Annotated in this window: 32 protein-coding genes, 1 pseudogene and 2 other annotated features; of the genes and pseudogenes, 28 read left to right on the forward strand and 5 right to left on the reverse strand. The window is 43.1% G+C overall.

What is annotated here, in order from left to right:
* Positions 1-7: 7 nt before the first annotated feature.
* Positions 8-1,315 (reverse strand): HD domain-containing protein, encoded by a 1,308-nt coding sequence (locus tag KIH88_RS03540; RefSeq protein ID WP_061588094.1) that lies wholly within the window; start codon positions 1,313-1,315, stop codon positions 8-10.
* 71 nt (positions 1,316-1,386) lie between these two features.
* Here KIH88_RS03540 and KIH88_RS03545 point away from each other — a divergent pair, with 71 nt between their 5' ends.
* Complete coding sequence (locus KIH88_RS03545; RefSeq protein ID WP_213988425.1) at positions 1,387-1,764, forward strand: DUF1934 domain-containing protein; 378 nt, start codon at positions 1,387-1,389, stop codon at positions 1,762-1,764.
* Between the two features lie 24 nt (positions 1,765-1,788).
* Here the strand turns inward: KIH88_RS03545 and KIH88_RS03550 are convergent, their stop codons facing one another.
* Positions 1,789-2,871 carry a DEAD/DEAH box helicase gene (locus KIH88_RS03550; protein WP_007521532.1) on the reverse strand — a complete coding sequence of 361 codons (1,083 nt, stop codon included), beginning with the start codon at positions 2,869-2,871 and terminating at the stop codon, positions 1,789-1,791.
* Positions 2,868-3,845 (reverse strand): Gfo/Idh/MocA family protein, encoded by a 978-nt coding sequence (locus KIH88_RS03555; RefSeq protein WP_007521534.1) that lies wholly within the window; start codon positions 3,843-3,845, stop codon positions 2,868-2,870. The genes KIH88_RS03550 and KIH88_RS03555 overlap by 4 nt, the downstream gene beginning before the upstream one ends.
* A 155-nt stretch (positions 3,846-4,000) precedes the next feature.
* On the opposite strand from KIH88_RS03555, the gene KIH88_RS03560 reads away from it, so the two are divergent.
* The 4 genes from KIH88_RS03560 to rpmA all read left to right on the forward strand — a co-directional run bounded on the left by KIH88_RS03560 (position 4,001) and on the right by rpmA (position 5,856).
* Positions 4,001-4,696, forward strand: a complete 696-nt coding sequence (locus KIH88_RS03560) for a YoaK family protein (protein WP_025172575.1) — start codon at positions 4,001-4,003, stop codon at positions 4,694-4,696.
* Between the two features lie 54 nt (positions 4,697-4,750).
* Positions 4,751-4,838 (forward strand) — a sequence feature (ribosomal protein L21 leader region).
* A 33-nt stretch (positions 4,839-4,871) separates the two neighbouring features.
* Entirely contained in the window at positions 4,872-5,186 is a 315-nt protein-coding gene (gene rplU / locus KIH88_RS03565) for a 50S ribosomal protein L21 (protein ID WP_000109141.1), read from the forward strand.
* Between the two features lie 15 nt (positions 5,187-5,201).
* Positions 5,202-5,546: a ribosomal-processing cysteine protease Prp gene (locus KIH88_RS03570; RefSeq protein WP_000613705.1), complete on the forward strand. Its 345-nt coding sequence runs from the start codon at positions 5,202-5,204 to the stop codon at positions 5,544-5,546.
* 16 nt (positions 5,547-5,562) lie between these two features.
* Positions 5,563-5,856, forward strand: a complete 294-nt coding sequence (gene rpmA / locus KIH88_RS03575; RefSeq protein WP_000916509.1) for a 50S ribosomal protein L27 — start codon at positions 5,563-5,565, stop codon at positions 5,854-5,856.
* Between the two features lie 165 nt (positions 5,857-6,021).
* Here rpmA and KIH88_RS03580 read toward each other — a convergent pair.
* Positions 6,022-6,093: pseudogene (locus tag KIH88_RS03580) on the reverse strand (AraC family transcriptional regulator); the annotation flags it as partial.
* On the opposite strand from KIH88_RS03580, the gene KIH88_RS03585 reads away from it, so the two are divergent.
* The 16 genes from KIH88_RS03585 (at position 6,086) to KIH88_RS03660 (ending at position 19,566) form a co-directional block, all read left to right on the forward strand.
* Complete coding sequence (locus KIH88_RS03585) at positions 6,086-6,994, forward strand: LysR family transcriptional regulator (protein WP_001025721.1); 909 nt, start codon at positions 6,086-6,088, stop codon at positions 6,992-6,994. The pseudogene KIH88_RS03580 and the gene KIH88_RS03585 overlap by 8 nt on opposite strands.
* Positions 6,991-7,458 (forward strand): signal peptidase II, encoded by a 468-nt coding sequence (gene lspA, locus KIH88_RS03590; protein WP_213988426.1) that lies wholly within the window; start codon positions 6,991-6,993, stop codon positions 7,456-7,458. The genes KIH88_RS03585 and lspA overlap by 4 nt, the downstream gene beginning before the upstream one ends.
* Positions 7,442-8,341, forward strand: a complete 900-nt coding sequence (locus KIH88_RS03595) for an RluA family pseudouridine synthase (RefSeq protein WP_213988427.1) — start codon at positions 7,442-7,444, stop codon at positions 8,339-8,341. Before lspA ends, KIH88_RS03595 begins: the two co-directional genes overlap by 17 nt.
* A 101-nt stretch (positions 8,342-8,442) precedes the next feature.
* The gene (gene proB, locus KIH88_RS03600) at positions 8,443-9,552 is read left to right on the forward strand and encodes a glutamate 5-kinase (RefSeq protein ID WP_225901055.1); all 1,110 of its coding nucleotides are present in this window, start codon (positions 8,443-8,445) and stop codon (positions 9,550-9,552) included.
* Between the two features lie 9 nt (positions 9,553-9,561).
* Positions 9,562-10,824, forward strand: coding sequence for a glutamate-5-semialdehyde dehydrogenase (locus tag KIH88_RS03605; protein ID WP_213988429.1), 1,263 nt, complete (start codon positions 9,562-9,564; stop codon positions 10,822-10,824).
* 3 nt (positions 10,825-10,827) lie between these two features.
* The gene (gene proC / locus KIH88_RS03610; protein ID WP_213988430.1) at positions 10,828-11,625 is read left to right on the forward strand and encodes a pyrroline-5-carboxylate reductase; all 798 of its coding nucleotides are present in this window, start codon (positions 10,828-10,830) and stop codon (positions 11,623-11,625) included.
* 120 nt (positions 11,626-11,745) lie between these two features.
* On the forward strand, positions 11,746-12,384 hold the full coding sequence (tmk, locus tag KIH88_RS03615) for a dTMP kinase (protein ID WP_213988431.1): 639 nt from the start codon (positions 11,746-11,748) through the stop codon (positions 12,382-12,384).
* The gene (locus KIH88_RS03620) at positions 12,381-13,271 is read left to right on the forward strand and encodes a DNA polymerase III subunit delta' (RefSeq protein ID WP_213988432.1); all 891 of its coding nucleotides are present in this window, start codon (positions 12,381-12,383) and stop codon (positions 13,269-13,271) included. Before tmk ends, KIH88_RS03620 begins: the two co-directional genes overlap by 4 nt.
* A gap of 36 nt (positions 13,272-13,307) precedes the next feature.
* Positions 13,308-13,625, forward strand: coding sequence for a DNA replication initiation control protein YabA (gene yabA / locus KIH88_RS03625; protein WP_000358227.1), 318 nt, complete (start codon positions 13,308-13,310; stop codon positions 13,623-13,625).
* Positions 13,626-13,627: 2 nt separating this feature from the next.
* Positions 13,628-14,506 carry a 16S rRNA (cytidine(1402)-2'-O)-methyltransferase gene (gene rsmI, locus KIH88_RS03630; RefSeq protein WP_213988433.1) on the forward strand — a complete coding sequence of 293 codons (879 nt, stop codon included), beginning with the start codon at positions 13,628-13,630 and terminating at the stop codon, positions 14,504-14,506.
* 133 nt (positions 14,507-14,639) lie between these two features.
* A complete protein-coding gene (gene trmFO / locus KIH88_RS03635) occupies positions 14,640-15,974 on the forward strand; it encodes a methylenetetrahydrofolate--tRNA-(uracil(54)-C(5))-methyltransferase (FADH(2)-oxidizing) TrmFO (RefSeq protein ID WP_213988434.1) in 1,335 nt (444 codons plus the stop codon).
* Positions 15,975-16,057: 83 nt separating this feature from the next.
* A complete protein-coding gene (gene pyrH / locus KIH88_RS03640; protein ID WP_000002996.1) occupies positions 16,058-16,795 on the forward strand; it encodes a UMP kinase in 738 nt (245 codons plus the stop codon).
* A gap of 8 nt (positions 16,796-16,803) precedes the next feature.
* The gene (gene frr / locus KIH88_RS03645) at positions 16,804-17,361 is read left to right on the forward strand and encodes a ribosome recycling factor (protein WP_213988435.1); all 558 of its coding nucleotides are present in this window, start codon (positions 16,804-16,806) and stop codon (positions 17,359-17,361) included.
* Positions 17,362-17,420: 59 nt separating this feature from the next.
* Positions 17,421-18,275 (forward strand): RNA-binding virulence regulatory protein CvfB, encoded by an 855-nt coding sequence (gene cvfB / locus KIH88_RS03650; RefSeq protein ID WP_001095457.1) that lies wholly within the window; start codon positions 17,421-17,423, stop codon positions 18,273-18,275.
* A gap of 8 nt (positions 18,276-18,283) precedes the next feature.
* Positions 18,284-18,499 carry a YozE family protein gene (locus KIH88_RS03655; protein ID WP_001232084.1) on the forward strand — a complete coding sequence of 72 codons (216 nt, stop codon included), beginning with the start codon at positions 18,284-18,286 and terminating at the stop codon, positions 18,497-18,499.
* An 80-nt stretch (positions 18,500-18,579) separates the two neighbouring features.
* Positions 18,580-19,566: a PhoH family protein gene (locus tag KIH88_RS03660; RefSeq protein WP_000658201.1), complete on the forward strand. Its 987-nt coding sequence runs from the start codon at positions 18,580-18,582 to the stop codon at positions 19,564-19,566.
* Positions 19,567-19,617: 51 nt separating this feature from the next.
* Here KIH88_RS03660 and ald read toward each other — a convergent pair whose 3' ends face one another.
* Entirely contained in the window at positions 19,618-20,730 is a 1,113-nt protein-coding gene (gene ald / locus KIH88_RS03665) for an alanine dehydrogenase (RefSeq protein ID WP_213988436.1), read from the reverse strand.
* A gap of 176 nt (positions 20,731-20,906) precedes the next feature.
* On the opposite strand from ald, the gene KIH88_RS03670 reads away from it, so the two are divergent.
* The 7 genes from KIH88_RS03670 (at position 20,907) to gloA (ending at position 26,249) form a co-directional block, all read left to right on the forward strand.
* Positions 20,907-21,476 carry a GNAT family N-acetyltransferase gene (locus tag KIH88_RS03670; RefSeq protein ID WP_213988437.1) on the forward strand — a complete coding sequence of 190 codons (570 nt, stop codon included), beginning with the start codon at positions 20,907-20,909 and terminating at the stop codon, positions 21,474-21,476.
* Positions 21,477-21,542: 66 nt separating this feature from the next.
* On the forward strand, positions 21,543-22,193 hold the full coding sequence (locus KIH88_RS03675) for a helix-hairpin-helix domain-containing protein (protein ID WP_213988438.1): 651 nt from the start codon (positions 21,543-21,545) through the stop codon (positions 22,191-22,193).
* Positions 22,177-24,417, forward strand: coding sequence for a DNA internalization-related competence protein ComEC/Rec2 (locus KIH88_RS03680; RefSeq protein ID WP_213988439.1), 2,241 nt, complete (start codon positions 22,177-22,179; stop codon positions 24,415-24,417). The genes KIH88_RS03675 and KIH88_RS03680 overlap by 17 nt, the downstream gene beginning before the upstream one ends.
* A 72-nt stretch (positions 24,418-24,489) precedes the next feature.
* Positions 24,490-24,621, forward strand: a sequence feature (ribosomal protein L20 leader region).
* Between the two features lie 15 nt (positions 24,622-24,636).
* Complete coding sequence (gene infC / locus KIH88_RS03685; protein ID WP_000848184.1) at positions 24,637-25,167, forward strand: translation initiation factor IF-3; 531 nt, start codon at positions 24,637-24,639, stop codon at positions 25,165-25,167.
* Positions 25,168-25,199: 32 nt separating this feature from the next.
* Positions 25,200-25,400, forward strand: a complete 201-nt coding sequence (rpmI, locus tag KIH88_RS03690) for a 50S ribosomal protein L35 (protein ID WP_001125942.1) — start codon at positions 25,200-25,202, stop codon at positions 25,398-25,400.
* Between the two features lie 51 nt (positions 25,401-25,451).
* Entirely contained in the window at positions 25,452-25,811 is a 360-nt protein-coding gene (gene rplT / locus KIH88_RS03695) for a 50S ribosomal protein L20 (protein WP_000124830.1), read from the forward strand.
* A gap of 57 nt (positions 25,812-25,868) precedes the next feature.
* Entirely contained in the window at positions 25,869-26,249 is a 381-nt protein-coding gene (gene gloA, locus KIH88_RS03700; protein ID WP_000157150.1) for a lactoylglutathione lyase, read from the forward strand.
* The last annotated feature ends 167 nt before the right edge of the window (positions 26,250-26,416 follow it).

Genomic DNA, 26,416 nt, shown 5'->3' on the forward strand with positions numbered 1-26,416 from the left:
ATTTCCTCTATTCCTTCTTATTTGGGGTAAAATGATCGTTCTCAATCAAGTGTAAAAATTGCTGGGTGATACTTGCAAAGATACTGTTTTGGTCCAACATTTCTTTTGGAAAATAGAAACGATTGTCTCCGTGGCGACTGCCAGCAAGGGATTGGACGATAGGAGACAGGCTAGAGAGTTCTGCCAGTTCACCATTTTTTTGTAAAATCTCAATCTGTGTCCGCGGGTTTTCAGATTCGGGACGATAGATATCATAAGGGAGGTCAAAGTTCTTATGAATAGCAGTATAGTAGTCTGGATCAAAACCGATTTCTTCAACCAGTTGTCTCATGGTTGCGAGTTGGTCTTGGTCTTCTTGTGAAAAAGTAATGGATTTAAAGACCTTGCGGTTGACAAAGCGTTGCGACAGGTCTGCTAGTATCTTATCAGGACTAGTCATCCAGAGCTGGAAGTAGGTATTCATCACACCGTCATCAAGTGCCAGGTAGTCAGATAGAGTAACTTTCTTTTCAAAAAAAGGTAGCAAATGAGGAGAAGTGCGTGCAAAGAAGTCCTTATCTTCAGGATAGAGTTCCTTGGCGCGTTTGAGGAGATTCTGTAGGAGGACTTCCATGGCCCGAGTTGCTGGGTGGAAATAAACCTGCATATACATTTGGTAGCGACTGAGGACATAGTCTTCAATAGCGTGCATGCCATTGCGCTGAAAGGCGATGCCATTTTCGACAGGACGAATCACTCGAAGGATCCGTGTCAGGTCAAATTCCCCATATGATGCTCCTGTAAAATAGGAGTCACGCAAGAGATAGTCCATGCGGTCTGCATCAATCTGACTAGAAATGAGCTGTACGACCTGCTTGTTAGGATAGGTATGGTCGATGACGCTAGCCACCTTTTTGGGGAAATCAGGTGCCACTTGTAGCAGGACTTTGTGAATCTCTGTCTCAGGACTTTGGATGATTTCCTGGGTAATGGCTTCATGATCTGTATCAAAGAGATGCTCAAAAGTATGGGAGTAGGCCCCATGTCCAAGGTCATGTAGGAGCGCAGCGGTCATGGTCAAGAGAGACTCAGCAGGATCCCATTCTTCAGGATATTTTTCTTCAAAAATCTCCGTGATACGTCGTGCAATCTCATACACTCCGAGACAATGGGAGAAGCGACTGTGCTCCCCACCGTGGAAGGTATAACTGGAAGTTCCTAGTTGCTTAATACGGCGTAGACGTTGAAATTCCTTTGTATTGATCAAGTCATAGATGACCTGGTTGTTTACATGGATGTAGTTGTGAACTGGGTCACGGAATACTTTTTCGTTCATATGACCATTATAGCAAAAAGCTAGAGTTTTTGGTAAAATAGTAGGACAAGAGACAAGAAAGAGGACCTGATGTGAAGATTCGGATGCGAAATACGATTCAGTTTGATGAACAGTTGGAAGTCATAGACCAGCTCTATAACGTGGAAGTGCGTGAAAAGGGAGATTATAGCTATCTGCTTTTCTACAATGAGGAAAAGGAAAAAGTAGTTCTCAAGTTTCATAATCAAGAACTGGTGATGACCCGTTTCTCGAGTCCCAAAACCATCATGCGTTTTCTAAAAGATAGTGATAGTTTGGCCTATATTCCTACTCCAATGGGGATGCAGGAGTTTATCATTCAAACGAATCACTACAAACTGGATGGGCAAAAGATTGAGCTCGCCTACCAACTGCAAAACCAAGAGGGACATCTTTTTGCCAGCTATCAATTAGAAATTACTTGGGGATAAGAAAAAGGTTGGCAAATGCCAACCTTATTTGATATAGAGTTCTTGATTTTTTAGAACAATTTCACGTACACTTGCGAATTTCTTGAGTTTTTTAAGTTCTTCAGGATGGGTTACGAGAGTGATTACGTAGCCCTCTTTGCCCATGCGACCTGTACGGCCAGCGCGGTGGGTGTAAGTTTCGATGTCTCTAGGAATATCAAAGTTTACGACGCATTCTAGGCTATCAATATCAATTCCACGAGCCAGAAGGTCTGTTGCAAGGAGCAAGGTTAGCTGCTTGTCCTTAAACTTTTCCAAGATAACTTTTCTAAACTTGACATTGACATCACTAGCGAGGGAAACAGCCAAGATATCCCGATACTGTAGTTTTTCCTCAGCACTTCCAAGGTCTGAGAGGCCATTAAAGAAGATCAGACCGCGGAAATCCTCAACATGAGCTAGTTTTCGTAGCATATCCACTCGGTGACGTTGGTCAACCTGCATGTAGAAGTGTTGGATGTTGTCTAACTTTTGGTCAGAAAGGTCGATGGTGCGCGTGTTTGGAGCAATCTTTTCTTGGTCAAACTTGGTCGTCGCACTCATGTAGATGAGTTGGTGGTCACGAGGTGCGTAGTGGGTAATTTTCTCTACAAAGTGAATCTGAGAATCATCGAGCAATTGGTCAAATTCATCCAGAATGACAGTTTCCACATTCATCATCTTGATTTTTTTCAATTTAATCAACTCAAAGATACGGCCAGGAGTTCCAATCAGAATTTCTGGTCCTTTTTTTAGGCGTTCAATCTGGCGTTTCTGACTCGAACCTGATAAGAAGAGCTGAGCAGTCAAGCCGATAGCCTCTGACCACGTTTTACATACATCAAAAATCTGTCCAGCAAGTTCTGTATTCGGTGCTAGAATCAAGAGTTGTTGGGCTTTTTTCTTTTGTAGTCTGAGAAGACTTGGCAGGAGGTAAGCGAGGGTCTTACCAGTTCCTGTTGGGCTCACTCCCAGAAGGTTTTCTCTAGCAAGTATAGGCTCAAATAGTTGAGTTTGAATGGGGGTGAATTCTTGGAAACCAAGTTGGTCACTTAGTTCTTGCCATTCAGTAGGTAGTTTGGTTTTCATTTTTCTGCCTCAAATCTAATGCCAGCAGTCTGGCGCATGGTATATAATAGGTCATGAACAGAACCTGCATCATCCAGCCAGTTCTGGTAAAGTGTCTGGTCTGGTTGCTGAATCATGTGTGCAAATGCAGCGGCTTCCTCAGCCATCGTATGAGGAGCCTGTTGGATAGGGAGCTGGACTTGATTTCCTTGGTGGTCGGTAAAAATAGCTGAGCGTACATGCTCAATCGTGTTGAGTGTCAAGGTACCATCTGCTGTGTAGATCTCGCAAGGAAGATTGGAAGTGATGTTTTTTCCTGCCTTGATATGAACTTGAAAGTCAGGGTAGAAGAGGATACCATCACCATTTAGGTCAATGCTATTGTCAAGCTGTTGAGCCTGGTAGGTCGCGTCATGAGCCTTTCCAAAGAGACGAATAGCAGCGTAGATAGGATAGATCCCCAAGTCCATAAGAGCTCCACCAGCAAAACGGTCTGAAAAGACATTGGGCGTATGCCCAGCCAACAAGTCAGGCATCTTGGAAGAATACTTGGCATAGTTGAAATCTGCTCCCAGCACTTGCTTGTCTGCTAAAAAGTTTTTGATAGTGGTAAAAGCTTCTTCGTGGTAATTACGAGCTGCTTCAAAGATAAAACAGTGATTTTTCTCAGCTGTTTGCCTCAAATCTAGCCATTCATGTGGCTGAGTGACAGCTGGCTTTTCAAGAATGACGTGTTTCCCAAAAGACAAGGCAGTCTTGGCTTGAACAAAATGCAAGGAATTTGGACTGGCGATATAAACTACATCAAAGGAAGACTTAAAGAAGTTTTCTAATTGATCAAAGAGCTGGATATCTTGATAGCGAGAAGCAAAGGTTGCCGCTGTCTCTATCTTTCTAGAGTAGACAGCGACCAGCTGGTACTCACCACTGGCATGGGCTGCCTCTATGAAATGATGGCTGATAGCTCCTGTTCCGATGACACCTAATTTAAGCATAGATACTCCTTTTCCGATTTTAGATCCTTCCTTCATTATAACATAGAAAAGAAGGACTATCCAACAGATGGTAAAAATTTTCAAATGGACTACGCTTTTCTCAAAGAAAGTGGTACAATATTTAGATAGGTAGATAAAATGAAAAGGGGGAGAAAATGAGATTATTACCAATAAGAAAAATATCACGTCAGTCTAAGAGGCTAGCGCTTTTTTTGACTTTTTGCGCAGGATATGTAGATGCCTATACCTTTATCGTGCGAGGAAATACCCTTGTGGCAGGACAGACTGGAAATGTGGTTTTTCTATCAGTAGGACTCATTCAACACAATGTGTCAGATGCCAGTGCCAAAGTAATGACCTTGCTAGCTTTTATGATGGGGGTCCTTTTATTAACTGTCTATAAGGAAAAATTGAGAATTGTTAAAAAGCCAATTTTGTCCGTAATTCCACTTGCAGTCTTGTCCCTAATTATTGGCTTTGTGCCGCAAACTGTAGAGAATATCTATCTCGTACCGCCATTGGCCTTCTGTATGGGACTGGTGACAACTGCTTTTGGAGAAGTATCAGGGATTGCCTATAATAATGCTTTTATGACCGGGAATATCAAACGAACCATGTTGGCTTTTGGAGATTATTTTCGGACTAAGCATACGCCTTTCCTACGAGAGGGCTTGATTTTTGTTAGCTTGCTTAGCAGTTTTGTCTTCGGAGTTGTTTTTTCAGCTTATTTGACGATTTACTATCAGGAGAAGACAATTCTAGGTGTTCCTCTTATGATGAGTATCTTTTACTTCAGTATGCTTTTTGCTTCTTGGAGAAAAAAAGGAGAGAAAAAACTGAATTTTAATTGATTTTGCTTGTAAGAAAAAAGAAGATATGCTATAATCGAAGAGTTGACTATGCACAATCCTGTGCAACCGCACGAACATCGTTGCTCACTCTGTGAGATAAAAGTGGTTCGTCCCACGATGCTAGGCGAGTCTTCACAAAATACGGGGAAACCCAAAAAATCATAGGAGGTGCATAATGAGCACATACGCAATTATCAAAACTGGCGGAAAACAAGTTAAAGTTGAAGTTGGTCAAGCAGTTTACGTTGAAAAATTGAACGTTGAAGCTGGTCAAGAAGTTACTTTTAACGAAGTTGTTCTTGTTGGTGGTGAAAATACTGTTGTCGGAACTCCACTTGTTGCTGGAGCTACTGTAGTTGGAACTGTTGAAAAACAAGGAAAACAAAAGAAAGTTGTTACTTACAAGTACAAACCTAAAAAAGGTAGCCACCGTAAACAAGGTCACCGTCAACCATATACAAAAGTTGTCATCAACGCGATCAACGCTTAATTTTAAGGAGAACACATGATACAAGCAGTCTTTGAGAGAGCCGAAGATGGCGAGCTGAGGAGTGCGGAAATTACTGGACACGCCGAAAGTGGCGAATACGGCTTAGATGTCGTGTGTGCATCGGTTTCTACGCTTGCCATTAACTTTGTCAATTCCATTGAGAAATTTGCAGGCTACGAACCAATCTTAGAATTAAACGAAGATGAAGGTGGCTATCTAAAGGTTGAAATACCAGCGGATCTTCCTTCGCACCAGAGAGAAATGACCCAGTTATTCTTCGAATCATTTTTCTTAGGTATGGCAAACTTATCGGAGAACTCTTCTGAGTTCGTCCAAACCAGAGTTATCACAGAAAACTAACACGGAGGAAAACATTATGTTAAAAATGACTCTTAACAACTTGCAACTTTTCGCCCACAAAAAAGGTGGAGGTTCTACATCAAACGGACGTGATTCACAAGCGAAACGTCTTGGAGCTAAAGCAGCTGATGGACAAACTGTAACAGGTGGATCAATCCTTTACCGTCAACGTGGTACACACATCTACCCAGGTGTAAACGTTGGACGTGGTGGAGACGATACTTTGTTCGCTAAAGTTGAAGGCGTAGTACGCTTTGAACGTAAAGGACGCGATAAAAAACAAGTTTCTGTTTATCCAATCGCAAAATAAAAAGGTTCAGTGAACCTTTTTATCCCGAGCCTTGAAATGTAAAGGCGAGGAAGCTAGAAGTAGCATAAAATAAGGCTTTCCGAGTTTTCGGAGAGCCTATTTTTTTGTTTTGATACCCATAATTCTTTGTTACTAGTGTAGATGAAATTTATGAGTGGCATTATTTTTCCTCGGTGGAAAACTTCTAAAATATGGTATAATGAACAGATAGAGAAGTTGGGGGTAGAAGATGAATATTCAACAATTACGCTATGTTGTGGCCATTGCCAATAGTGGTACTTTCCGTGAAGCTGCTGAAAAGATGTATGTTAGTCAGCCGAGTCTGTCTATTTCTGTGCGCGATTTGGAAAAAGAGTTAGGCTTTAAGATTTTCCGTCGGACGAGTTCAGGAACGTTTTTGACACGTCGCGGTATGGAATTTTATGAGAAAGCGCAAGAATTGGTCAAGGGCTTTGATGTTTTTCAAAATCAGTATGCTAATCCTGAGGAAGAAAAGGATGAATTTTCTATTGCCAGCCAGCACTATGACTTCTTGCCACCAACGATTACGGCCTTTTCAGAGCGTTATCCTGATTATAAGAACTTTCGTATTTTTGAGTCTACCACAGTTCAAATATTAGACGAAGTAGCCCAAGGACACAGTGAGATTGGGATTATCTACCTCAACAATCAAAATCAAAAAGGAATTATGCAACGGGTTGAAAAGTTAGGTCTTGAAGTCATTGAGTTGATTCCTTTTCATACCCATATCTATCTGCGTGAAGGTCATCCCTTGGCGGACAAAGAAGAATTGGTCATGGAGGATTTAGCGGATCTGCCAACGGTTCGTTTTACTCAGGAAAAGGATGAGTACCTTTATTATTCAGAGAACTTTGTCGACACCAGCGCGAGCTCCCAGATGTTTAATGTGACCGACCGTGCTACTTTGAATGGTATTTTGGAGCGGACGGATGCTTATGCGACTGGATCTGGATTTTTAGATAGTGACAGTGTTAATGGAATCACAGTTATTCGTCTCAAGGATAATTTAGATAACCGCATGGTTTATGTCAAACGGGAAGAAGTTGAGCTTAGTCAAGCTGGGACACTCTTCGTTGAGGTTATGCAAGAATATTTTGATCAGAAGAGGAAATCATGAAAAAAAGAGGAATAGTAGCAGTCATTGTACTGCTTTTGATTGGGTTGGATCAGTTGGTCAAAAATTATGTTGTCCAGCAGATTCCACTGGGTGAAGTGCGTTCGTGGATCCCCAATCTCGTTAGCTTGACCTATCTGCAAAATAGAGGAGCAGCCTTCTCTATGCTGCAAGATCAGCAGTGGTTATTTGCTGTTATCACACTGGTCGTCATGGTAGGTGCCATTTGGTATCTACATAAACACATGGAGGATTCTCTCTGGATGGTTTTTGGACTGACCCTGATAATAGCGGGAGGTCTGGGCAACTTTATCGACAGAATGAGTCAAGGTTTTGTGGTGGATATGTTTCACTTAGACTTTATCAACTTTGCGATTTTCAATGTTGCTGACAGCTATTTGACAGTTGGTGTGATTGTTTTATTGATTGCAATGCTTAAAGAGGAAGTAAATGGAAATAAAAATTGAAACTGGGGGGCAACGTCTAGACAAGGCTCTGTCGGACCTGACAGAATTGTCACGTAGTCTCGCGAATGAACAAATCAAGGCTGGACAAGTTTTGGTTAATGGGCAAGCCAAGAAAGCAAAATACACTGTCCAAGAGGGCGATGTGGTCACTTATCATGTGCCAGAACCAGAGGTTTTAGAATATGTAGCTGAGAATTTGCCACTCGAAATCATCTACCAAGATGAGGACGTAGCCGTCGTTAACAAGCCTCAAGGGATGGTTGTTCATCCGAGCGCTGGCCATACCAGTGGAACCTTGGTCAATGCCCTCATGTACCATATCAAGGACTTATCAGGTATCAATGGGGTTCTGCGTCCAGGTATCGTTCACCGCATTGACAAGGACACATCTGGTCTCCTTATGATTGCTAAGAATGACGAGGCCCACTTGGCACTTGCCCAAGAACTCAAGGATAAGAAGTCTCTCCGCAAATACTGGGCGATTGTTCATGGCAATCTTCCCAATGATCGTGGTGTGATTGAAGCGCCGATTGGTCGTAGTGAAAAAGACCGTAAGAAACAGGCTGTAACTGCTAAAGGGAAGCCTGCAGTAACGCGTTTCCACGTCTTAGAACGTTTTGGTGATTATACTTTAGTGGAGTTGCAACTGGAAACAGGGCGTACCCACCAAATTCGTGTTCATATGGCTTATATTGGCCATCCGGTCGCTGGTGATGAGGTCTATGGTCCTCGAAAAACGCTGAAAGGACATGGACAATTTCTCCATGCTAAGACTCTAGGTTTTACCCATCCGAGAATAGGTGAAACCTTGGAGTTCACAACAGATATTCCAGAAATTTTTAAGGAAACGCTGGAAAGATTGCGCAAAAATGAGAATAGATAAAAGAGTTGAGATGCCTTGTCTCAACCTTTTTCATTTCAAGTCTTTTCTATTTTAAAGTATTCATGTTATAATGGATAAATATGAAGAATCGGAGTGAGAATATGAAGTACAAACGAATCGTCTTTAAGGTGGGGACCTCCTCCTTGACAAATGAAGACGGGAGTTTATCAAGAAGCAAAGTAAAGGCAATTACCCAGCAATTGGCTATGCTGCATGAGTCTGGGCATGAGTTGATTTTAGTGTCATCTGGGGCAGTAGCCGCTGGATTTGGAGCTTTGGGTTTTAAAAAACGTCCGACCAAGATTGCAGATAAACAAGCTTCGGCTGCAGTTGGTCAGGGACTTTTGTTGGAGGAATACACAACCAACCTCCTCATGCGCCAAATCGTTTCTGCACAAATTTTGCTGACACAGGATGATTTTGTAGATAAACGTCGCTATAAGAATGCCCATCAGGCATTGTCTGTATTGCTTCATCGTGGTGCAATCCCCATCATCAACGAGAATGACAGTGTCGTTATTGATGAGCTCAAGGTGGGTGATAATGACACTCTGAGTGCCCAGGTAGCGGCGATGGTTCAAGCAGACCTTTTAGTTCTCTTGACCGATGTGGACGGTCTCTATACTGGAAATCCCAACTCAGATCCAACAGCTAAGCGTTTGGAGAGAATTGAGACCATCAATCATGAGATTATTGATATGGCTGGTGGAGCAGGTTCTTCAAATGGAACTGGGGGTATGCTGACAAAAATCAAGGCGGCTACGATTGCGACGGAGTCGGGTGTGCCAGTCTATATCTGCTCTTCCTTGAAATCAGATGCCTTGATTGAGGCAGCTGAAGAGACTAAGGATGGTTCTTACTTTGTTGCGCAAGAGAAGGGACTTCGTACCCAGAAACAATGGCTAGCCTTCTATGCTCAAAGTCAGGGAACGATTTGGGTAGATGGTGGAGCTGCAGAGGCACTTTCAAAAAACGGGAAAAGTCTCCTTTTATCGGGTGTGGTAGAAGTGGAAGGAAACTTCTCTTACCACGATATTGTAACAGTAGCAGATAAAGAAACAGGTCAATCTCTTGGAAAGGGACGTGTCCAATTTGGTGTCTCAGCCCTAGAAGATATGCTCCGTTCTCAAAAAGCTAAGGGAGTCTTGATTCACCGTGATGACTGGATTTCCATCACTCCTGAAATCCAGCTACTCTTTACAGAATTTTAGAGGTGAACGATGGTAAGTACACAAGAACAATTTGAACAGGTACAGGCTGTTAAGAAATCAATCAATACTGCCAGCGAAGCAGTAAAAAACCAAGCCTTGCTAGCTATGGCTGATCATTTATTGGCAGCTACTGAGGAGGTTTTAGTGGCAAATGCCCTCGATATGGCAGCGGCCAAGGGGAAAATCTCAGATGTTATGCTAGACCGTCTTTATTTGGATGCGGGACGTATAGAAGCGATGGTAACTGGGATTCGTGAAGTGGTTGCTTTACCAGATCCTATTGGCGAAGTCCTAGAGACAAGTCAGCTTGAAAATGGTTTGCTTATTACCAAGAAGCGTGTGGCCATGGGAGTTATTGGTATTATCTATGAAAGTCGTCCAAATGTGATGTCTGATGCGGCTGCTTTAGCTCTCAAAAGTGGCAATGCGGTCGTTCTTCGTAGTGGTAAGGATGCCTACCAAACTGCTCATGCTATTGTCACAGCTTTGAAGAAGGGCTTGGAGACAACGACCATTCATCCAGATGTGATTCAACTGGTGGAAGATACCAGTCGTGAAAGTAGCTATGATATGATGAAGGCCAAGGGCTATCTAGACCTTCTCATACCTCGTGGAGGCGCTGGCTTGATCAATGCTGTGGTTGAAAATGCTATCGTGCCTGTTATTGAGACGGGAACTGGAATTGTTCATGTTTATGTGGACAAGGATGCCGATGAAGACAAGGCTCTAGCCATCATCAACAATGCTAAAACCAGTCGCCCTTCTGTCTGCAATGCTATGGAGGTCTTGCTGGTTCATGAAGACAAGGCAGCAAGCTTCCTTCCTCGCTTGGAGCAAGTGCTGGTTGCAGATCGAAAAGAAGCTGGACTGGAACCAATTCAATTCCGTTTGGATAGCACAGCAAGTCAGTTTGTTTCAGGTCGAGCAGCCGAGGCCCAAGACTTTGATACCGAGTTTTTGGACTATGTCCTAGCTGTTAAGGTTGTAAGCAGTTTAGAAGAAGCGGTTGCGCATATTGAAGTCCACAGTACCCATCATTCGGATGCCATTGTGACAGAAAATGCCGAATCTGCAGCCTGCTTTACAAATCAAGTGGACTCAGCAGCAGTTTATGTCAATGCTTCAACACGTTTCACTGATGGTGGGCAATTTGGTCTTGGATGTGAGATGGGGATTTCTACTCAGAAACTGCACGCGCGTGGTCCAATGGGCTTGAAAGAGTTGACCAGCTACAAGTATGTGGTTACTGGTGACGGACAGATAAGGGAGTAAGAGATGAAGATTGGATTTATCGGTTTGGGGAATATGGGTTCTAGCTTGGCCAAGGCTGTCTTGCAGGTCAAGACGGGTGCTCAGATTCTCCTTGCCAATCGTAGTCAAGCGAAAGTAGATGCTTTCATTGCCAACTTTGGAGGTCAGGCTTCCAGCAATGACGAAATATTCGCAGAAGCAGATGTGATTTTTCTAGGTATTAAGCCTGCTCAGTTCTCAGACTTGCTTTCTCAATACCAGACCATCCTTGAAAAACGAGAGAGTCTTCTTTTGATTTCCATGGCGGCTGGATTGACCTTGGAAAAACTAGCGAGTCTTCTGCCAAGTCAACACCGGATTATTCGCATCATGCCCAATACTCCAGTAGCTATCGGCCAAGGAGTGATTAGTTATGCCATGTCAGCAAACTGTTGTGCTGGGGACAGGGAGCTCTTTTGTCAGCTTTTAGCCAAGGCTGGTCTTTTGGTTGAGCTGGGAGATGGCTTAATCGATGCGGCGACAGGTCTCGCAGGTTGTGGACCAGCTTTTGTCTATCTCTTTATCGAGGCTTTGGCAGATGCGGGTGTACAGACAGGATTGCCACGAGAAATAGCTTTAAAAATGGCAGCCCAAACAGTAGTCGGCGCTGGACAAATGGTCCTCGAAAGCCAGCAACATCCTGGAGTTTTGAAAGACCAAGTTTGCAGTCCAGGTGGTTCGACTATCGCTGGTGTAGCAAGTCTGGAAGAACATGCCTTTAGAGGTACCGTCATGGACGCAGTTCAGCAAGCCTATAAACGAACACAAGAACTAGGTAAATAAGAGGTTGGATGACTCCCAGCCTCTTTTATGGTCGATTGAATGGAGAAGACACAAAAAGATTGTCACAAAAACCTATTTTTTTGATAGAATAGAAGGTAGAAAAAAAGAAATGAGTTAGACATGTCAAAAGGATTTTTAGTCTCTCTTGAGGGACCAGAGGGAGCAGGAAAGACCAGTGTTTTAGAGGCTCTACTCCCCATTTTAGAGGAAAAAGGAATAGAGGTGCTGACGACTCGTGAGCCAGGTGGAGTCTTGATTGGAGAGAAGATTCGTCAAGTGATTTTGGACCCAAGTCATACGCAGATGGATCCTAAAACGGAACTCCTTCTCTATATCGCCAGTCGCAGACAGCACTTGGTAGAAAAAGTTCTCCCAGCCCTTGAAGCTGGTAAGTTGGTCATTATGGACCGCTTCATCGATAGTTCTGTTGCTTATCAGGGATTTGGCCGTGGCTTGGATATTGATGCCATTGATTGGCTCAATCACTTTGCGACCGATGGTCTCAAACCTGATTTGACACTTTATTTTGACATCGAGGTGGAAGAGGGGCTGGCTCGCATTGCTGCTAATAGTGACCGCGAGGTCAATCGTTTGGACATGGAAGGTTTAGACTTGCACAAGAAAGTTCGTCAAGGTTACCTTTCTCTCCTGGAAAAAGAAGGAAATCGCATTGTCAAGATTGATGCGAGTCTTCCTTTGGAGCAAGTTGTGGAAACGACCAAGGCTGTCTTATTTGACAGAATGGGCTTGGATAAATGAAACAAAATCAACTAAAGGCTTGGCAGCCAGACCAGTTTGACCGTTTTGTCCGTATCCTAGAACAAGACCAGCTCAATCACGCCTATCTCTTTTCAGGTTTCTTTGGAAGCTTGGAAATGGCGCAGTTTTTGGCTAAGAGCCTCTTTTGTACGGATAAAGTAGGCGTTCTACCATGTGAGAAATGCCGAAACTGCAAGCTGATTGAGCAGGAAGAATTTCCCGATGTTACCTTGATTAAGCCAGTCAATCAGGTCATCAAGACAGAACGGATTCGGGAATTGGTGGGTCAGTTTTCCCAAGCAGGGATTGAAAGTCAGCAACAGGTTTTTATTATCGAGCAGGCGGAGAAAATGCACCCCAACGCAGCTAATTCTCTGCTCAAGGTCATCGAAGAACCTCAGAGTGGAGTTTACATTTTCTTCTTGACCAGCGATGAGGAAAAGATGCTGCCAACTATCCGAAGTCGGACCCAGATTTTTCACTTTAAAAAGCAAGAAGAAAAACTCATCCATCAATTAGAGCAAGCAGGTCTGGTCAAGAAAAAAGCGACTCTTTTAGCCCAGTTTTGTCAATCACGAGCTGAAGCTGAAAAGTTGGCAAATCAGGCAAGTTTTTGGACCTTGGTGGATGAGAGTGAACGCCTGCTGACCTGGTTATTATCCAAGAAAAAAGAAAGTTATCTGCAAGTTGCTAAATTAGCCAGCTTGGCAGATGACAAGGAAAAACAAGATCAGGTTTTGCGAATCCTCGAAGTTCTCTGTGGACAGGACCTCTTGCAAGCAAGGATTCGACAGATTTTACAAGATTTGCTAGAAGCTAGAAAAATGTGGCAAGCCAATGTCAGCTTTCAAAATGCCATGGAATATCTGGTCTTGAAAGAAATATAAACTCAATGAAGGATAAAGAAAGGAAAGGGCTGGTTTATGGACAAGAAAGAATTATTTGATGCGCTGGACGATTTTTCCCAACAGTTACTAGTGACCTTGGCCGATGTGGAAGCCATTAAGAAAAATCTCAAGAGCTTGGTAGAGGAAAATACAGCTCTTCGTTTGGAAAATAGTAAGTTGCGCGAACGCTTGGGCGAGGTGGAAGCAGATGCTCCCGTCAAGGCCAAGCATGTTCGTGAAAGCGTCCGTCGAATCTATAAAGACGGGTTTCACGTTTGTAATGATTTTTATGGGCAACGCCGAGAGCAGGACGAGGAATGTATGTTCTGTGACGAGTTGTTGTACAGGGAGTAGGCATGCAGATTCAAAAAAGTTTTAAGGGGCAGTCTCCCTATGGCAAGCTTTACCTAGTGGCAACGCCGATTGGCAATCTAGATGATATGACCTTTCGTGCTATACAGACCTTGAAAGAGGTGGACTGGATTGCTGCTGAGGACACGCGCAATACAGGACTTTTGCTCAAACATTTTGACATTTCGACCAAACAGATCAGTTTTCATGAGCACAATGCCAAGGAAAAAATTCCTGATTTGATTGGTTTTCTGAAAGTGGGACAAAGTATTGCTCAGGTTTCTGACGCGGGTTTGCCTAGCATTTCGGACCCTGGGCATGATTTAGTCAAGGCAGCCATCGAAGAAGAGATTGCAGTTGTCACAGTTCCAGGTGCCTCTGCAGGGATTTCTGCCTTGATTGCTAGTGGTTTGGCGCCACAGCCACATATCTTTTACGGTTTCTTACCGAGAAAATCAGGTCAGCAAAAGCAATTTTTTGAAGCCAAAAAAGACTATCCTGAAACTCAGATTTTCTATGAATCGCCCCACCGTGTAGCGGATACGCTAGAAAACATGCTAGAAGTCTACGGTGACCGCTCGGTAGTCTTGGTCAGAGAATTGACCAAAATCTATGAAGAATACCAACGAGGAAAGATCTCTGAATTGCTAGAAAGCATCGCTGAAACGCCTCTCAAGGGTGAATGCCTTCTCATCGTTGAAGGTGCCAGTCAGGATGTGGAGGAGAAGGATGAGGAGGAATTGCTCTTAGAAATCCAATCCCGTATCCAGCAAGGCATGAAGAAAAATCAAGCCATTAAGGAAGTTGCGAAACTCTACCAGTGGAATAAAAGTCAACTCTACGCTGCCTACCACGATTGGGAAGAAAATCAAGAAAATGACTAAACAGGGAAGTTTGCCTTCTTCCCTTTTTTTGTTATACTAGTAAAAGAAAAATTAGAAAGATTTGTGGGTGTCAAACAGTCTAGTAGCTTGTTTTTATTTTGACTTAGTTTCCACCCAAAGAGGTATTAGTGTCGTGTCTCAATCTTATATCAATGTTATCGGTGCTGGTTTGGCAGGGTCTGAAGCAGCCTACCAAATCGCAGAACGTGGTATTCCAGTTAAACTCTACGAAATGCGTGGTGTCAAGTCAACACCCCAGCACAAAACAGACAATTTTGCAGAGTTGGTTTGTTCCAATTCTCTTCGTGGGGATGCCCTGACAAATGCTGTTGGGCTCCTCAAGGAAGAAATGCGTCGCTTGGGTTCTGTTATCTTAGAATCTGCTGAGGCTACACGTGTTCCTGCTGGTGGAGCTCTTGCGGTGGACCGTGATGGCTTCTCCCAAATGGTGACCGAAAAAGTGGCTAATCATCCCTTAATTGAAGTGGTTCGTGATGAAATTACAGAATTGCCGACAGATGTTATTACGGTTGTCGCTACTGGTCCTTTGACCAGCGACGCCCTAGCTAAAAAGATTCATGCCCTCAATGACGGTGCTGGTTTCTATTTCTACGACGCTGCAGCGCCTATTATTGATGTCAACACCATCGATATGAGCAAGGTCTACCTCAAGTCTCGATACGATAAGGGAGAGGCGGCCTACCTCAATGCTCCTATGACCAAGCAAGAGTTTATGGATTTCCATGAAGCCTTGGTCAATGCGGAAGAAGCACCGCTGAATTCGTTTGAAAAGGAAAAGTACTTTGAAGGTTGTATGCCAATCGAAGTCATGGCCAAGCGTGGCATTAAAACCATGCTTTATGGTCCCATGAAACCAGTCGGTCTGGAGTACCCAGAGGACTACAAAGGCCCTCGTGATGGAGAATTTAAAACACCTTATGCGGTTGTCCAGCTCCGTCAGGACAATGCGGCTGGTAGTCTCTACAATATCGTTGGTTTCCAGACCCACCTCAAATGGGGAGAGCAAAAGCGTGTTTTCCAAATGATTCCAGGTCTAGAAAATGCGGAGTTTGTCCGTTATGGCGTCATGCACCGCAATTCTTACATGGATTCACCAAATCTTCTTGAACAGACTTACCGTTCTAAGAAACAGCCAAATCTCTTCTTTGCTGGCCAGATGACGGGTGTGGAAGGCTATGTCGAGTCAGCAGCTTCAGGATTAGTGGCAGGTATTAACGCGGCTCGTCTCTTCAAGGGAGAAAGCGAGGCTATTTTCCCAGAAACGACAGCGATTGGAAGTCTTGCCCATTACATCACTCATGCAGATAGCAAACATTTCCAACCCATGAATGTCAATTTCGGGATTATCAAGGAGTTAGAAGGCGAGCGTATCCGTGATAAGAAGGCTCGTTATGAAAAAATTGCAGAGCGTGCTCTTACCGACTTAGAGGATTTTTTAACGGTCTAATTTTTTTCAAAGAATTGCTCATGGCACTATAAAAATCTTAGAAATTGTGATAAAATAGGTAGGATAAAAAAAGGAGAGTAAAAATGGCGAATCCCAAGTATAAACGTATTTTAATCAAGTTATCAGGTGAAGCCCTTGCCGGTGAACGTGGCGTAGGGATTGATATCCAAACAGTTCAAACAATCGCAAAAGAGATTCAAGAAGTTCATAGCTTAGGTATCGAAATTGCCCTTGTTATTGGTGGAGGAAATCTCTGGCGTGGAGAACCTGCTGCAGAAGCCGGAATGGACCGTGTTCAGGCAGATTATACTGGAATGCTTGGGACCGTTATGAATGCTCTTGTGATGGCAGATTCATTGCAACAAGTTGGCGTCGATACGCGTGTGCAAACTGCCATTGCTATGCAACAAGTGGCTGAACCTTACGTACGTGGACGTGCTCTTCGCCATCTTGAAAAAGGTCGTATCGTTATCTTTGGTGCCGGAATTGGTTCACCTTACTTCTCAACAGATACAACAGCGGCTCTTCGTGCAGCTGAAATCGAAGCAGATGCCATTCTTATGGCTAAAAACGGAGTCGATGGTGTTTACAATGCTGATCCTAAGAAAGACAAGACAGCCGTTAAGTTTGAAGAATTGACCCACCGTGACGTTATCAATAAAGGTCTTCGTATCATGGACTCAACAGCTTCAACCCTCTCTATGGATAATGACATTGACTTGGTGGTCTTCAATATGAACCAACCAGGCAACATCAAACGTGTCGTATTTGGTGAAAATATCGGAACAACAGTTTCAAACAATATCGAAGAAAAGGAATAGGAAAGATTATGGCTAACTCAATTATTGAAAAAGCGAAAGAAAGAATGACCCAGTCTCACCACTCACTTGCTCGTGAATTTGGAGGTATCCGTGCCGGCCGTGCCAATGCAAGCTTGCTGGACCGTATCCGCGTAGAATACTATGGAGTAGAAACTCCTCTTAACCAAATCGCTTCTATCACCATTCCAGAAGCGCGTGTTTTGTTGGTAACACCATTTGACAAGTCTTCATTGAAAGACATCGAACGCGCCTTGAACGCTTCAGACCTTGGTATTACACCAGCTAACGACGGCTCTGTGATCCGCTTGGTTATCCCAGCTCTTACAGAAGAAACTCGTCGTGACCTTGCCAAGGAAGTGAAGAAAGTCGGTGAAAATGCTAAAGTTGCTATCCGTAATATCCGTCGTGATGCTATGGACGAAGCTAAGAAACAAGAAAAAGCAAAAGAAATCACTGAAGACGAATTGAAGACACTTGAAAAAGATATTCAAAAAGTAACAGACGATGCTGTCAAACACATCGACGACATGACTGCCAACAAAGAAAAAGAACTCTTGGAAGTCTAAAAATAAACAGAAAAACTCAGTTAGCATTGCTGGCTGAGTTTTATTCGAAAGAAGGAAATATGAATACAAATCTTGCAAGCTTTATCGTTGGACTCATAATCGATGAAAATGACCGTTTTTACTTTGTGCAAAAGGATGGTCAAACCTATGCACTTGCCAAGGAAGAAGGGCAACATACAGTAGGGGATACGGTCAAAGGTTTTGCCTACACGGATATGAAGCAAAAACTCCGCTTGACCACTCTAGAAGTGACTGCGACTCAGGACCAATTTGGTTGGGGAACCGTAACAGAAGTTCGTAAAGACTTGGGTGTCTTTGTTGATACAGGACTTCCTGACAAGGAAATCGTTGTGTCACTCGATATCCTCCCTGAGCTCAAGGAACTCTGGCCTAAGAAAGGTGATAAACTCTACATCCGTCTTGAGGTGGACAAGAAAGACCGTATCTGGGGACTCTTGGCTTATCAGGAAGACTTCCAACGTCTGGCTCGTCCTGCCTACAACAACATGCAGAACCAAAACTGGCCAGCCATTGTTTACCGCCTCAAGCTGTCAGGGACCTTTGTCTATCTGCCAGAGAATAACATGCTTGGTTTCATTCACCCAAGTGAGCGCTACGCAGAGCCACGTTTAGGGCAAGTGTTAGATGCGCGTGTCATCGGTTTCCGTGAAGTGGATCGTACTTTGAACCTATCCCTCAAACCACGTTCCTTTGAGATGTTGGAAAATGATGCCCAGATGATTTTGACCTACTTGGAAAGCAATGGCGGTTTCATGACCTTGAATGATAAGTCATCCCCTGAGGACATCAAAGCAACCTTTGGCATTTCTAAAGGTCAATTTAAGAAAGCACTCGGAGGCTTGATGAAGGCTGGCAAAATCAAGCAAGACCAGTTTGGGACAGAGTTGATTTAGGGAGACTTATGAGAAAATCATTTTACACTTGGCTCATGACTGAGCGCAATCCTAAAAGTAACAGTCCTAAAGCTATCTTGGCAGACCTCGCTTTTGAAGAGTCGGCTTTTCCAAAACACACAGATGATTTTGATGAGGTGAGTCGCTTTTTGGAGGAACATGCCAGTTTCTCTTTTAACCTAGGTGACTTTGACGCCATCTGGCAAGAATACTTAGAACACTAGAGACAATGAGATGAGGCTAGTATTTTATTGTTCTCTTTGCTATAATAAAAAGAAATAAACGGATTAGAGAGGTTCTTTATTTGAAGGAACATTCAATAGACATTCAACTGAGTCATCCAGATGACTTGTTCCATCTTTTTGGTTCCAATGAGCGCCATCTTCGTTTGATGGAAGAAGAGCTCGATGTAGTGATTCATGCCCGTACGGAAATTGTCCAGGTTTTGGGAGAAGAGACTGCCTGTGAGGAAGCACGTCAGGTTATCCAAGCCTTGATGGTTTTGGTGAATCGAGGGATGACGGTTGGCACGCCAGATGTGGTGACTGCGATTAGCATGGTCAAAAATGATGAAATCGACAAGTTTGTCGCCCTTTACGAAGAAGAAATTATCAAGGACAATACTGGGAAACCGATCCGTGTCAAAACCTTGGGTCAAAAACTTTATGTGGACAGTGTCAAACAGCATGATGTGACCTTTGGAATCGGACCTGCAGGGACAGGGAAGACCTTTCTTGCAGTGACCTTGGCAGTGACTGCCCTTAAACGTGGGCAAGTCAAGCGGATTATCCTCACTCGACCTGCAGTCGAAGCAGGTGAGAGTCTAGGTTTTCTTCCGGGTGATCTCAAGGAGAAGGTGGATCCTTATCTTCGACCAGTTTATGATGCCTTGTATCAGATTCTCGGCAAAGACCAAACGACTCGTCTCATGGAGCGTGAAATCATTGAAATTGCGCCCCTCGCCTACATGCGTGGACGGACCTTGGATGATGCTTTTGTCATTCTCGATGAGGCACAAAATACGACCATCATGCAGATGAAGATGTTCCTGACTCGTTTAGGCTTTAATTCTAAGATGATTGTCAATGGAGATATCAGTCAGATTGACCTACCACGTAACGTCAAGTCCGGTTTGATTGATGCCCAAGAAAAGCTCAAGAACATTCACCAAATTGACTTTGTTCATTTTTCAGCAAAGGATGTGGTTCGCCATCCAGTTGTCGCTCAGATTATCCGAGCTTATGAACCAGCTCCAGTTAAGGTTGAAGAAAAGAACCAAGAAACAGAATAGCAAAAGAGCAGTTCAGACGTGAACTGCTCTTTTTTTAATGAGTGTCTAGCTTTAAATAAGTTCGTCGATAGACGTGTGCTCTTTATCGAGCCCTTCGGCAACTGGTAGGCTAGTTAAGTAACCTTTATAAGTGGTCACACCTTGACGTAAGCCTTCATCTTCAGAGATTGCTTGTGCGAACCCTTTGCCGGCCAAAGCTTCGATATAAGGAAGAGTGACATTGGTTAGGGCGATAGTAGAGGTACGAGCAACTGCACCAGGGATATTGGCAACGGCATAGTGGAGAACACCGTATTTTTCATAGACAGGTTCATCGTGCGTTGTCACACGGTCAGCTGTCTCGATAACGCCACCTTGGTCAACAGCAACGTCAACGATGACAGAGCCTGGACGCATTTGTTTGACCATCTCATCTGTCACCAATTTCGGAGCCTTGGCACCAGGGATGAGAACTGCCCCAATCACCACATCAGCATCTCTCACACTTGCTTCGATGTTGAATGAATTAGACATAAGAGTTTGAATTTGATTTCCAAAGACTTCTTCTAGAACTGAGAGACGTTTCGCACTGATATCTAAAATAGTCACTTGAGCACCAAGACCAAGGGCGATGCGGGCAGCATGTGTACCGACGACACCACCACCGATGATGGTTACTTTTCCTTTTGGAACACCCGGCACACCACCTAGTAGAACACCAGAGCCACCAGCTTGCTTAGTAAGGAAGTGGGCTCCGATTTGAACAGCCATACGACCTGCAACCTCACTCATAGGAACAAGGAGCGGTAGTTGTCCTTGATTGTCACGAACAGTTTCGTAGGCAATTCCTGTTGTTTTGGCTGCTAACATAGCTTCTGCTAATTTTGGAGCAGCGGCCATATGCAAGTAGGTGAAGAGAAGAAGATCGTCGCGCAAATAACCATATTCAGAAGTTAGTGGTTCTTTTACTTTCACGACCAACTCGGCAGCCCAGGCTTCAGCAGCAGTTGCGACAATCTCAGCTCCTTGCTTTTGATAGTCTGCATCAGTAAATCCTGAACCGAGACCAGCATTTGTTTCAATGAGGACACGATGTCCACGGGTGATCAAACTGTGGACGCCAGCAGGAGTGAGGGCAACGCGGTTTTCGTTATTTTTAATTTCTTTTGGAATTCCGATTAACATAGAGATATCCTACCTTTCAATTGACGGTCTTGTTTTAGTTGTCACATTCCAGTTCATAAATCAAAAATGTGATGGTTTTATTGTATATGAAACCGCTTCAAAAATCAAGAAAAACTTGTCATCCAAATTTATTTATGCTAGACTAGTGAGAATCAAGCTCTAATGGAGGAAAAAGCATGGAATCAATATTTGTGAAATTTGCCCAGTATCCATCTATAGAAACGGAGCGTTTATTGCTCCGACCTGTAACCTTGGATGATGCAGAAGCTATGTTTGAGTATGCTTCAGACAGAGAAAATACACGCTACACTTTTCCAACAAATCAAAGCTTAGAAGAAACCAAGAACAACATCGCGCAGTTCTACTTGGCTAATCCCTTGGGACGGTGGGGAATCGAACTAAAAAGCAATGGTCAGTTTATCGGAACCATTGACTTGCACAAGATTGACCCCATTCTCAAAAAAGCAGCTATTGGTTACATTATTAACCAAAAGTATTGGAATCAAGGATTGACGACAGAAGCCAATCGTGCCGTGATTGAGCTGGCTTTTGAGAAGATTGGAATGAACAAGTTGAGCGCTCTTCACGATAAAGACAATCCCGCATCAGGAAAGGTCATGGAGAAATCAGGGATGCGTTTTTCCCACGAAGAACCCTATGCCAGAATGGATAATAAAGAACCAGGTCGAATTATCACAAGGGTTCATTATGTCTTGACCAAGGAAGATTATTTTGCAAATAAATAAGCAGTTGAAAAGAAATTTTCGACTGTTTTTTCTTACTCTTACGAATAACATAAGAGAGGAGAAAATATGGAAGCAATTATCGAGAAAATCAAAGAGTATAAAATCATTGTCATTTGTGCTGTTTTAGGTTTGGCCTTGGGCGGATTTTTCCTACTAAAGCCAACTTCACAAACACCCGTCAAAGAAAAGAATTTGCAGGCTGAAGTCGCAGCTGTTTCAAAGGATTCATCGTCTGACAAAGAAGTGAACAAGGAAGAAAAGGAAGAGTCTCCTGAACAAGATCTAATCACAGTAGATGTCAAGGGTGCTGTTAAATCGCCAGGGATTTATGATTTGCCAGTAGGAAGTCGGGTTCATGATGCCGTTCAGAAGGCAGGTGGCTTGACAGAAGAAGCAGACAGCAAGTCGCTTAATCTAGCACAGAAAATAAGTGACGAGGCTCTTGTCTATGTTCCAACTAAGGGAGAAGAAGCAACTAGTCAGCAGGCTGCCTCTGAAACGTCTCCTTCGACAAGTAAAGAAAAGAGGGTCAACCTCAATAAAGCTAGTCTGGAAGAGCTCAAGCAGGTCAAAGGCTTGGGAGGAAAACGAGCTCAGGATATTATCGATCATCGTGAGGCAAATGGAAAATTCAAGTCGGTAGATGAATTAAAGAAAGTCTCTGGCATTGGCGCTAAGACCATAGAAAAGCTAAAAGATTATGTTACAGTGGATTAAGAATTTCCCTATCCCCTTAATCTATCTGAGTTTTCTATTGCTCTGGCTTTACTATGTCATTTTTGGAGCGTCCTATCTCGCACTGCTAGGTTTTGTTTTTTTGCTCGTCTGTCTCTTTTTCCAATTTCCTTGGAAATCGGCTGGTAAAGTTCTAGCGATTTGTGGAGTTTTTGGAATTTGGTTTTTGTTTCAAAACTGGCAACAAAGTCAAGCTAGTCAAAACCTAGTGGATTCTGTTGAAAGGGTACGGATTTTGCCTGACACTATTAAGGTCAATGGAGATAGTCTGTCCTTTCGGGGCAAGGCTGAGGGTCACACCTTCCAAGTTTACTATAAACTCCAGTCCGAGGAAGAGAAAGAGCTCTTTCAGACCTTAACAGACCTTCACGAGATAGAGCTAGAAGGGAAAGTCTCTGAACCTGAAGGGCAGAGAAATTTTGGTGGATTTGACTACCGAGCCTATCTGAAGACTCAGGGGATTTACCAGACACTGACTATCAAGAGCATCCAGTCACTTAAAAAGGTTAGCAGTTGGGATATAGGGGAAAATTTGTCAGCTTTACGTCGGAAGGCTGTAGTTTGGATCAAGATGCACTTTCCAGATCCTATGCGCAATTATATGACAGGTCTTCTTTTAGGACATTTGGACACGGACTTTGAGGAGATGAATGAGCTCTATTCCAGTCTAGGAATTATTCACCTTTTTGCCTTATCAGGTATGCAGGTGGGCTTCTTTATGGATGCCTTTAAGAAACTCCTCTTACGATTGGGCTTGACCCAAGAAAAGTTGAAGTGGCTGACCTATCCCTTTTCCCTAATCTATGCAGGTCTGACAGGATTTTCAGCATCTGTTATTCGCAGTCTCTTGCAAAAGTTACTGGCCCAACATGGTGTTAAGGATTTGGATAATTTTGCCTTGACGATCCTTGTCCTCTTTATTATCATGCCCAACTTTTTCTTGACAGCTGGAGGGGTCTTGTCCTGCGCGTACGCTTTTATATTGACCATGACTAGCAAAGAAGGCGGTGGGATCAAGGCTGTTGTCAGAGAAAGTCTGGTCATTTCTTTGGGAATATTGCCTATTCTATCCTTTTATTTTGCAGAATTTCAGCCTTGGTCTATTCTTTTGACCTTTGTCTTTTCCTTTCTGTTTGATGTGGTCTTTTTGCCACTTTTGTCCATCTTATTTATTCTGTCTTTTGTTTACCCTGTCACTCAGTTTAACTTTGCCTTTGAGTGGTTGGAGGGCGTCATTCGCTTGGTATCGCAGCTGGCAAGTAGGCCCCTGGTCTTTGGTCAACCCAACGCATGGCTGTTGATTCTACTGTTAGTTTCATTAGCCTTGGTCTATGATATGAGGAAAAACATCAAAAGACTAGCAGGATTCAGTCTCTTTATTGTGGGGCTCTTTTTCCTAACCAAACATCCGCTGGAAAATGAAATCACCATGCTGGATGTGGGGCAAGGGGAGAGTATTTTCCTACGGGATGTAACTGGGAAAACCATTCTCATAGATGTGGGTGGTAAGGCAGAGACTGATAAAATAATCGAAAAATGGCAAAAAAAGGTGACAACTAGCAATGCTCAGAGAACCTTGATTCCCTATCTTAAAAGTCGAGGAGTAGATAAGATTGATCAGCTGATTTTAACCAATACAGACAAGGAACATGTTGGTGATTTACTGGAGGTGACCAAGGCTTTCCATGTTGGAGAGATTTTAGTATCAAAAGGAAGTCTGACACAGAAGGAATTTGTGGCAGAACTAGAAGCAAGTCAAAACAAGGTACGTAGTGTGACAGCTGGGGAGAATTTCCCGATTTTTGGCAGTCACTTAGAAGTCCTATCTCCAGGGCAGATTGGAGATGGGGATCGTGATGGTTCCCTGGTTCTTTATGGAAAACTCTTAGATAAGCACTTTCTCTTCACAGGAAATTTGAAAGAGAAGGGAGAGAAAGACTTGCTGAAGCAATACCCTGACCTAGATGTGGATGTCTTGAAAGCAGGCCAACATGGTGCTAAAATCTCATCAAATCCAGTTTTCCTCGAAAAACTCAAACCAGAGATTACTCTCATTTCAGTTGGAAAGAACAATCGTGCGAAACTCCCCCATCAGGAAACCTTGACACGACTGGAAAATATTAAGAGTAAGATTTACCGAACTGACCAGCAAGGAGCTATCCGTTTTAAAGGGTGGAATAGTTGGCGAATTGAAACGGTTCGATAAGATAAACAAAGTTTTTAAAAAAATGACTTTTTATCTTGACAATGGATAGAAAACTTGGTATCATATAAAAGTTGAGAAAAGCAGAAGTGAGAGCTTCTCGCCTTGTGACATCAAGTTGCCTGGCCCTACGGATGAAAAGTTTCTAAGAAACGCTATCATAACGTGCGGGCTTGTATCATTACGGGTCCGCTCTTGTTTTTCTCTAATAATAAAAAAGAGGTGAAAACCATAGCAAAGCAAGACTTATTCATCAATGATGAAATTCGTGTACGTGAAGTTCGCTTGATCGGTCTTGAGGGAGAACAGCTGGGCATCAAGCCACTCAGTGAAGCGCAAGCATTGGCTGATAGTGCAAATGTTGACTTAGTATTGATTCAACCCCAAGCAAAGCCACCTGTTGCTAAAATTATGGACTACGGTAAGTTCAAATTTGAGTACCAGAAAAAGCAAAAAGAACAACGTAAAAAACAAAGTGTTGTTACTGTGAAAGAAGTTCGTCTGAGTCCAACTATTGACAAGGGTGACTTTGACACAAAACTTCGCAATGCACGCAAGTTCCTTGAAAAAGGAAATAAAGTTAAGGTATCCATTCGCTTTAAAGGGCGTATGATCACCCATAAAGAGATTGGTGCAAAAGTTTTAGCCGAGTTTGCTGAAGCAACACAAGATATTGCGATCATCGAACAACGAGCTAAGATGGATGGACGCCAAATGTTCATGCAGTTGGCGCCAGCAACTGACAAAAAGTAATTGTCAGAAAGTTAAATAAAGGAGAAAAAATCATGCCAAAACAAAAAACACACCGCGCATCAGCTAAACGTTTCAAACGTACAGGTTCTGGTGGACTTAAACGTTTCCGTGCTTACACTTCTCACCGTTTCCACGGAAAAACTAAGAAACAACGTCGTCATCTTCGTAAAGCATCTATGGTGCATTCAGGAGATTTCAAACGTATCAAAGCAATGCTTACTCGCTTGAAATAATAGCCTAACAGTAAGTAAACAATTCTAGGAAATATTTGGAGGAAATAAAACATGGCACGTGTTAAAGGTGGCGTTGTATCACGCAAACGTCGTAAACGTATTCTTAAATTAGCAAAAGGTTACTATGGAGCTAAGCACATCTTGTTCCGTACTGCAAAAGAACAAGTAATGAACTCTTACTACTATGCATACCGTGACCGTCGTCAGAAAAAACGTGACTTCCGTAAATTGTGGATCACTCGTATCAATGCGGCAGCTCGTTTGAACGGACTTTCATACTCACAATTGATGCATGGTTTGAAATTGGCTGAGATCGAAGTTAACCGTAAAATGCTTGCTGACTTGGCTGTTAACGATGCAGCAGCTTTCACAGCTCTTGCAGATGCAGCTAAAGCAAAACTTGGTAAATAATAATTGATAAGACTGGAACAGGATTGTCCCAGTCTTTTTAAAAATAAAGGAGAATATATGGCTTCAAAAATGTTACACACTTGTTTGCGAGTAGAAAACCTTGAAAAATCGATTGCTTTTTATCAAGATGCTTTTGGATTTAAAGAATTACGTCGCAGAGATTTTCCAGATCATGCTTTCACCATTGTCTATTTAGGACTTGAGGGGGATGACTACGAGTTGGAGTTAACCTATAACTATGATCACGGTCCTTATGTGGTAGGAGATGGTTTCGCCCATATTGCCCTCAGTACACCTGACCTTGAGGCCCTACATCAAGAACATAGCGCTAAAGGCTATGAGGTGACAGCCCCTAATGGACTTCCAGGAACTCAACCAAACTATTACTTTGTCAAGGATCCTGATGGGTACAAGGTCGAAGTCATTCGTGAAAAATAATCCAGTAAGGTCAAGTAGAATGTTCGTTTTCTACTTGACTTTTTTTCTTTGAAAGAGTATACTAATAAAAATTTAACCTTTAAGGGGAGTCCAGAGAGACTCACAAGGTGTCAGATAAAAGGGATAGGGGACTCTCTGTGGAGACTTTTTAAGTGTGCGCATGAGTT

Origin of the sequence: Streptococcus oralis (assembly GCF_018448765.2) — a bacterium.
GTDB classification, from domain to species: domain Bacteria; phylum Bacillota; class Bacilli; order Lactobacillales; family Streptococcaceae; genus Streptococcus; species Streptococcus oralis_BM.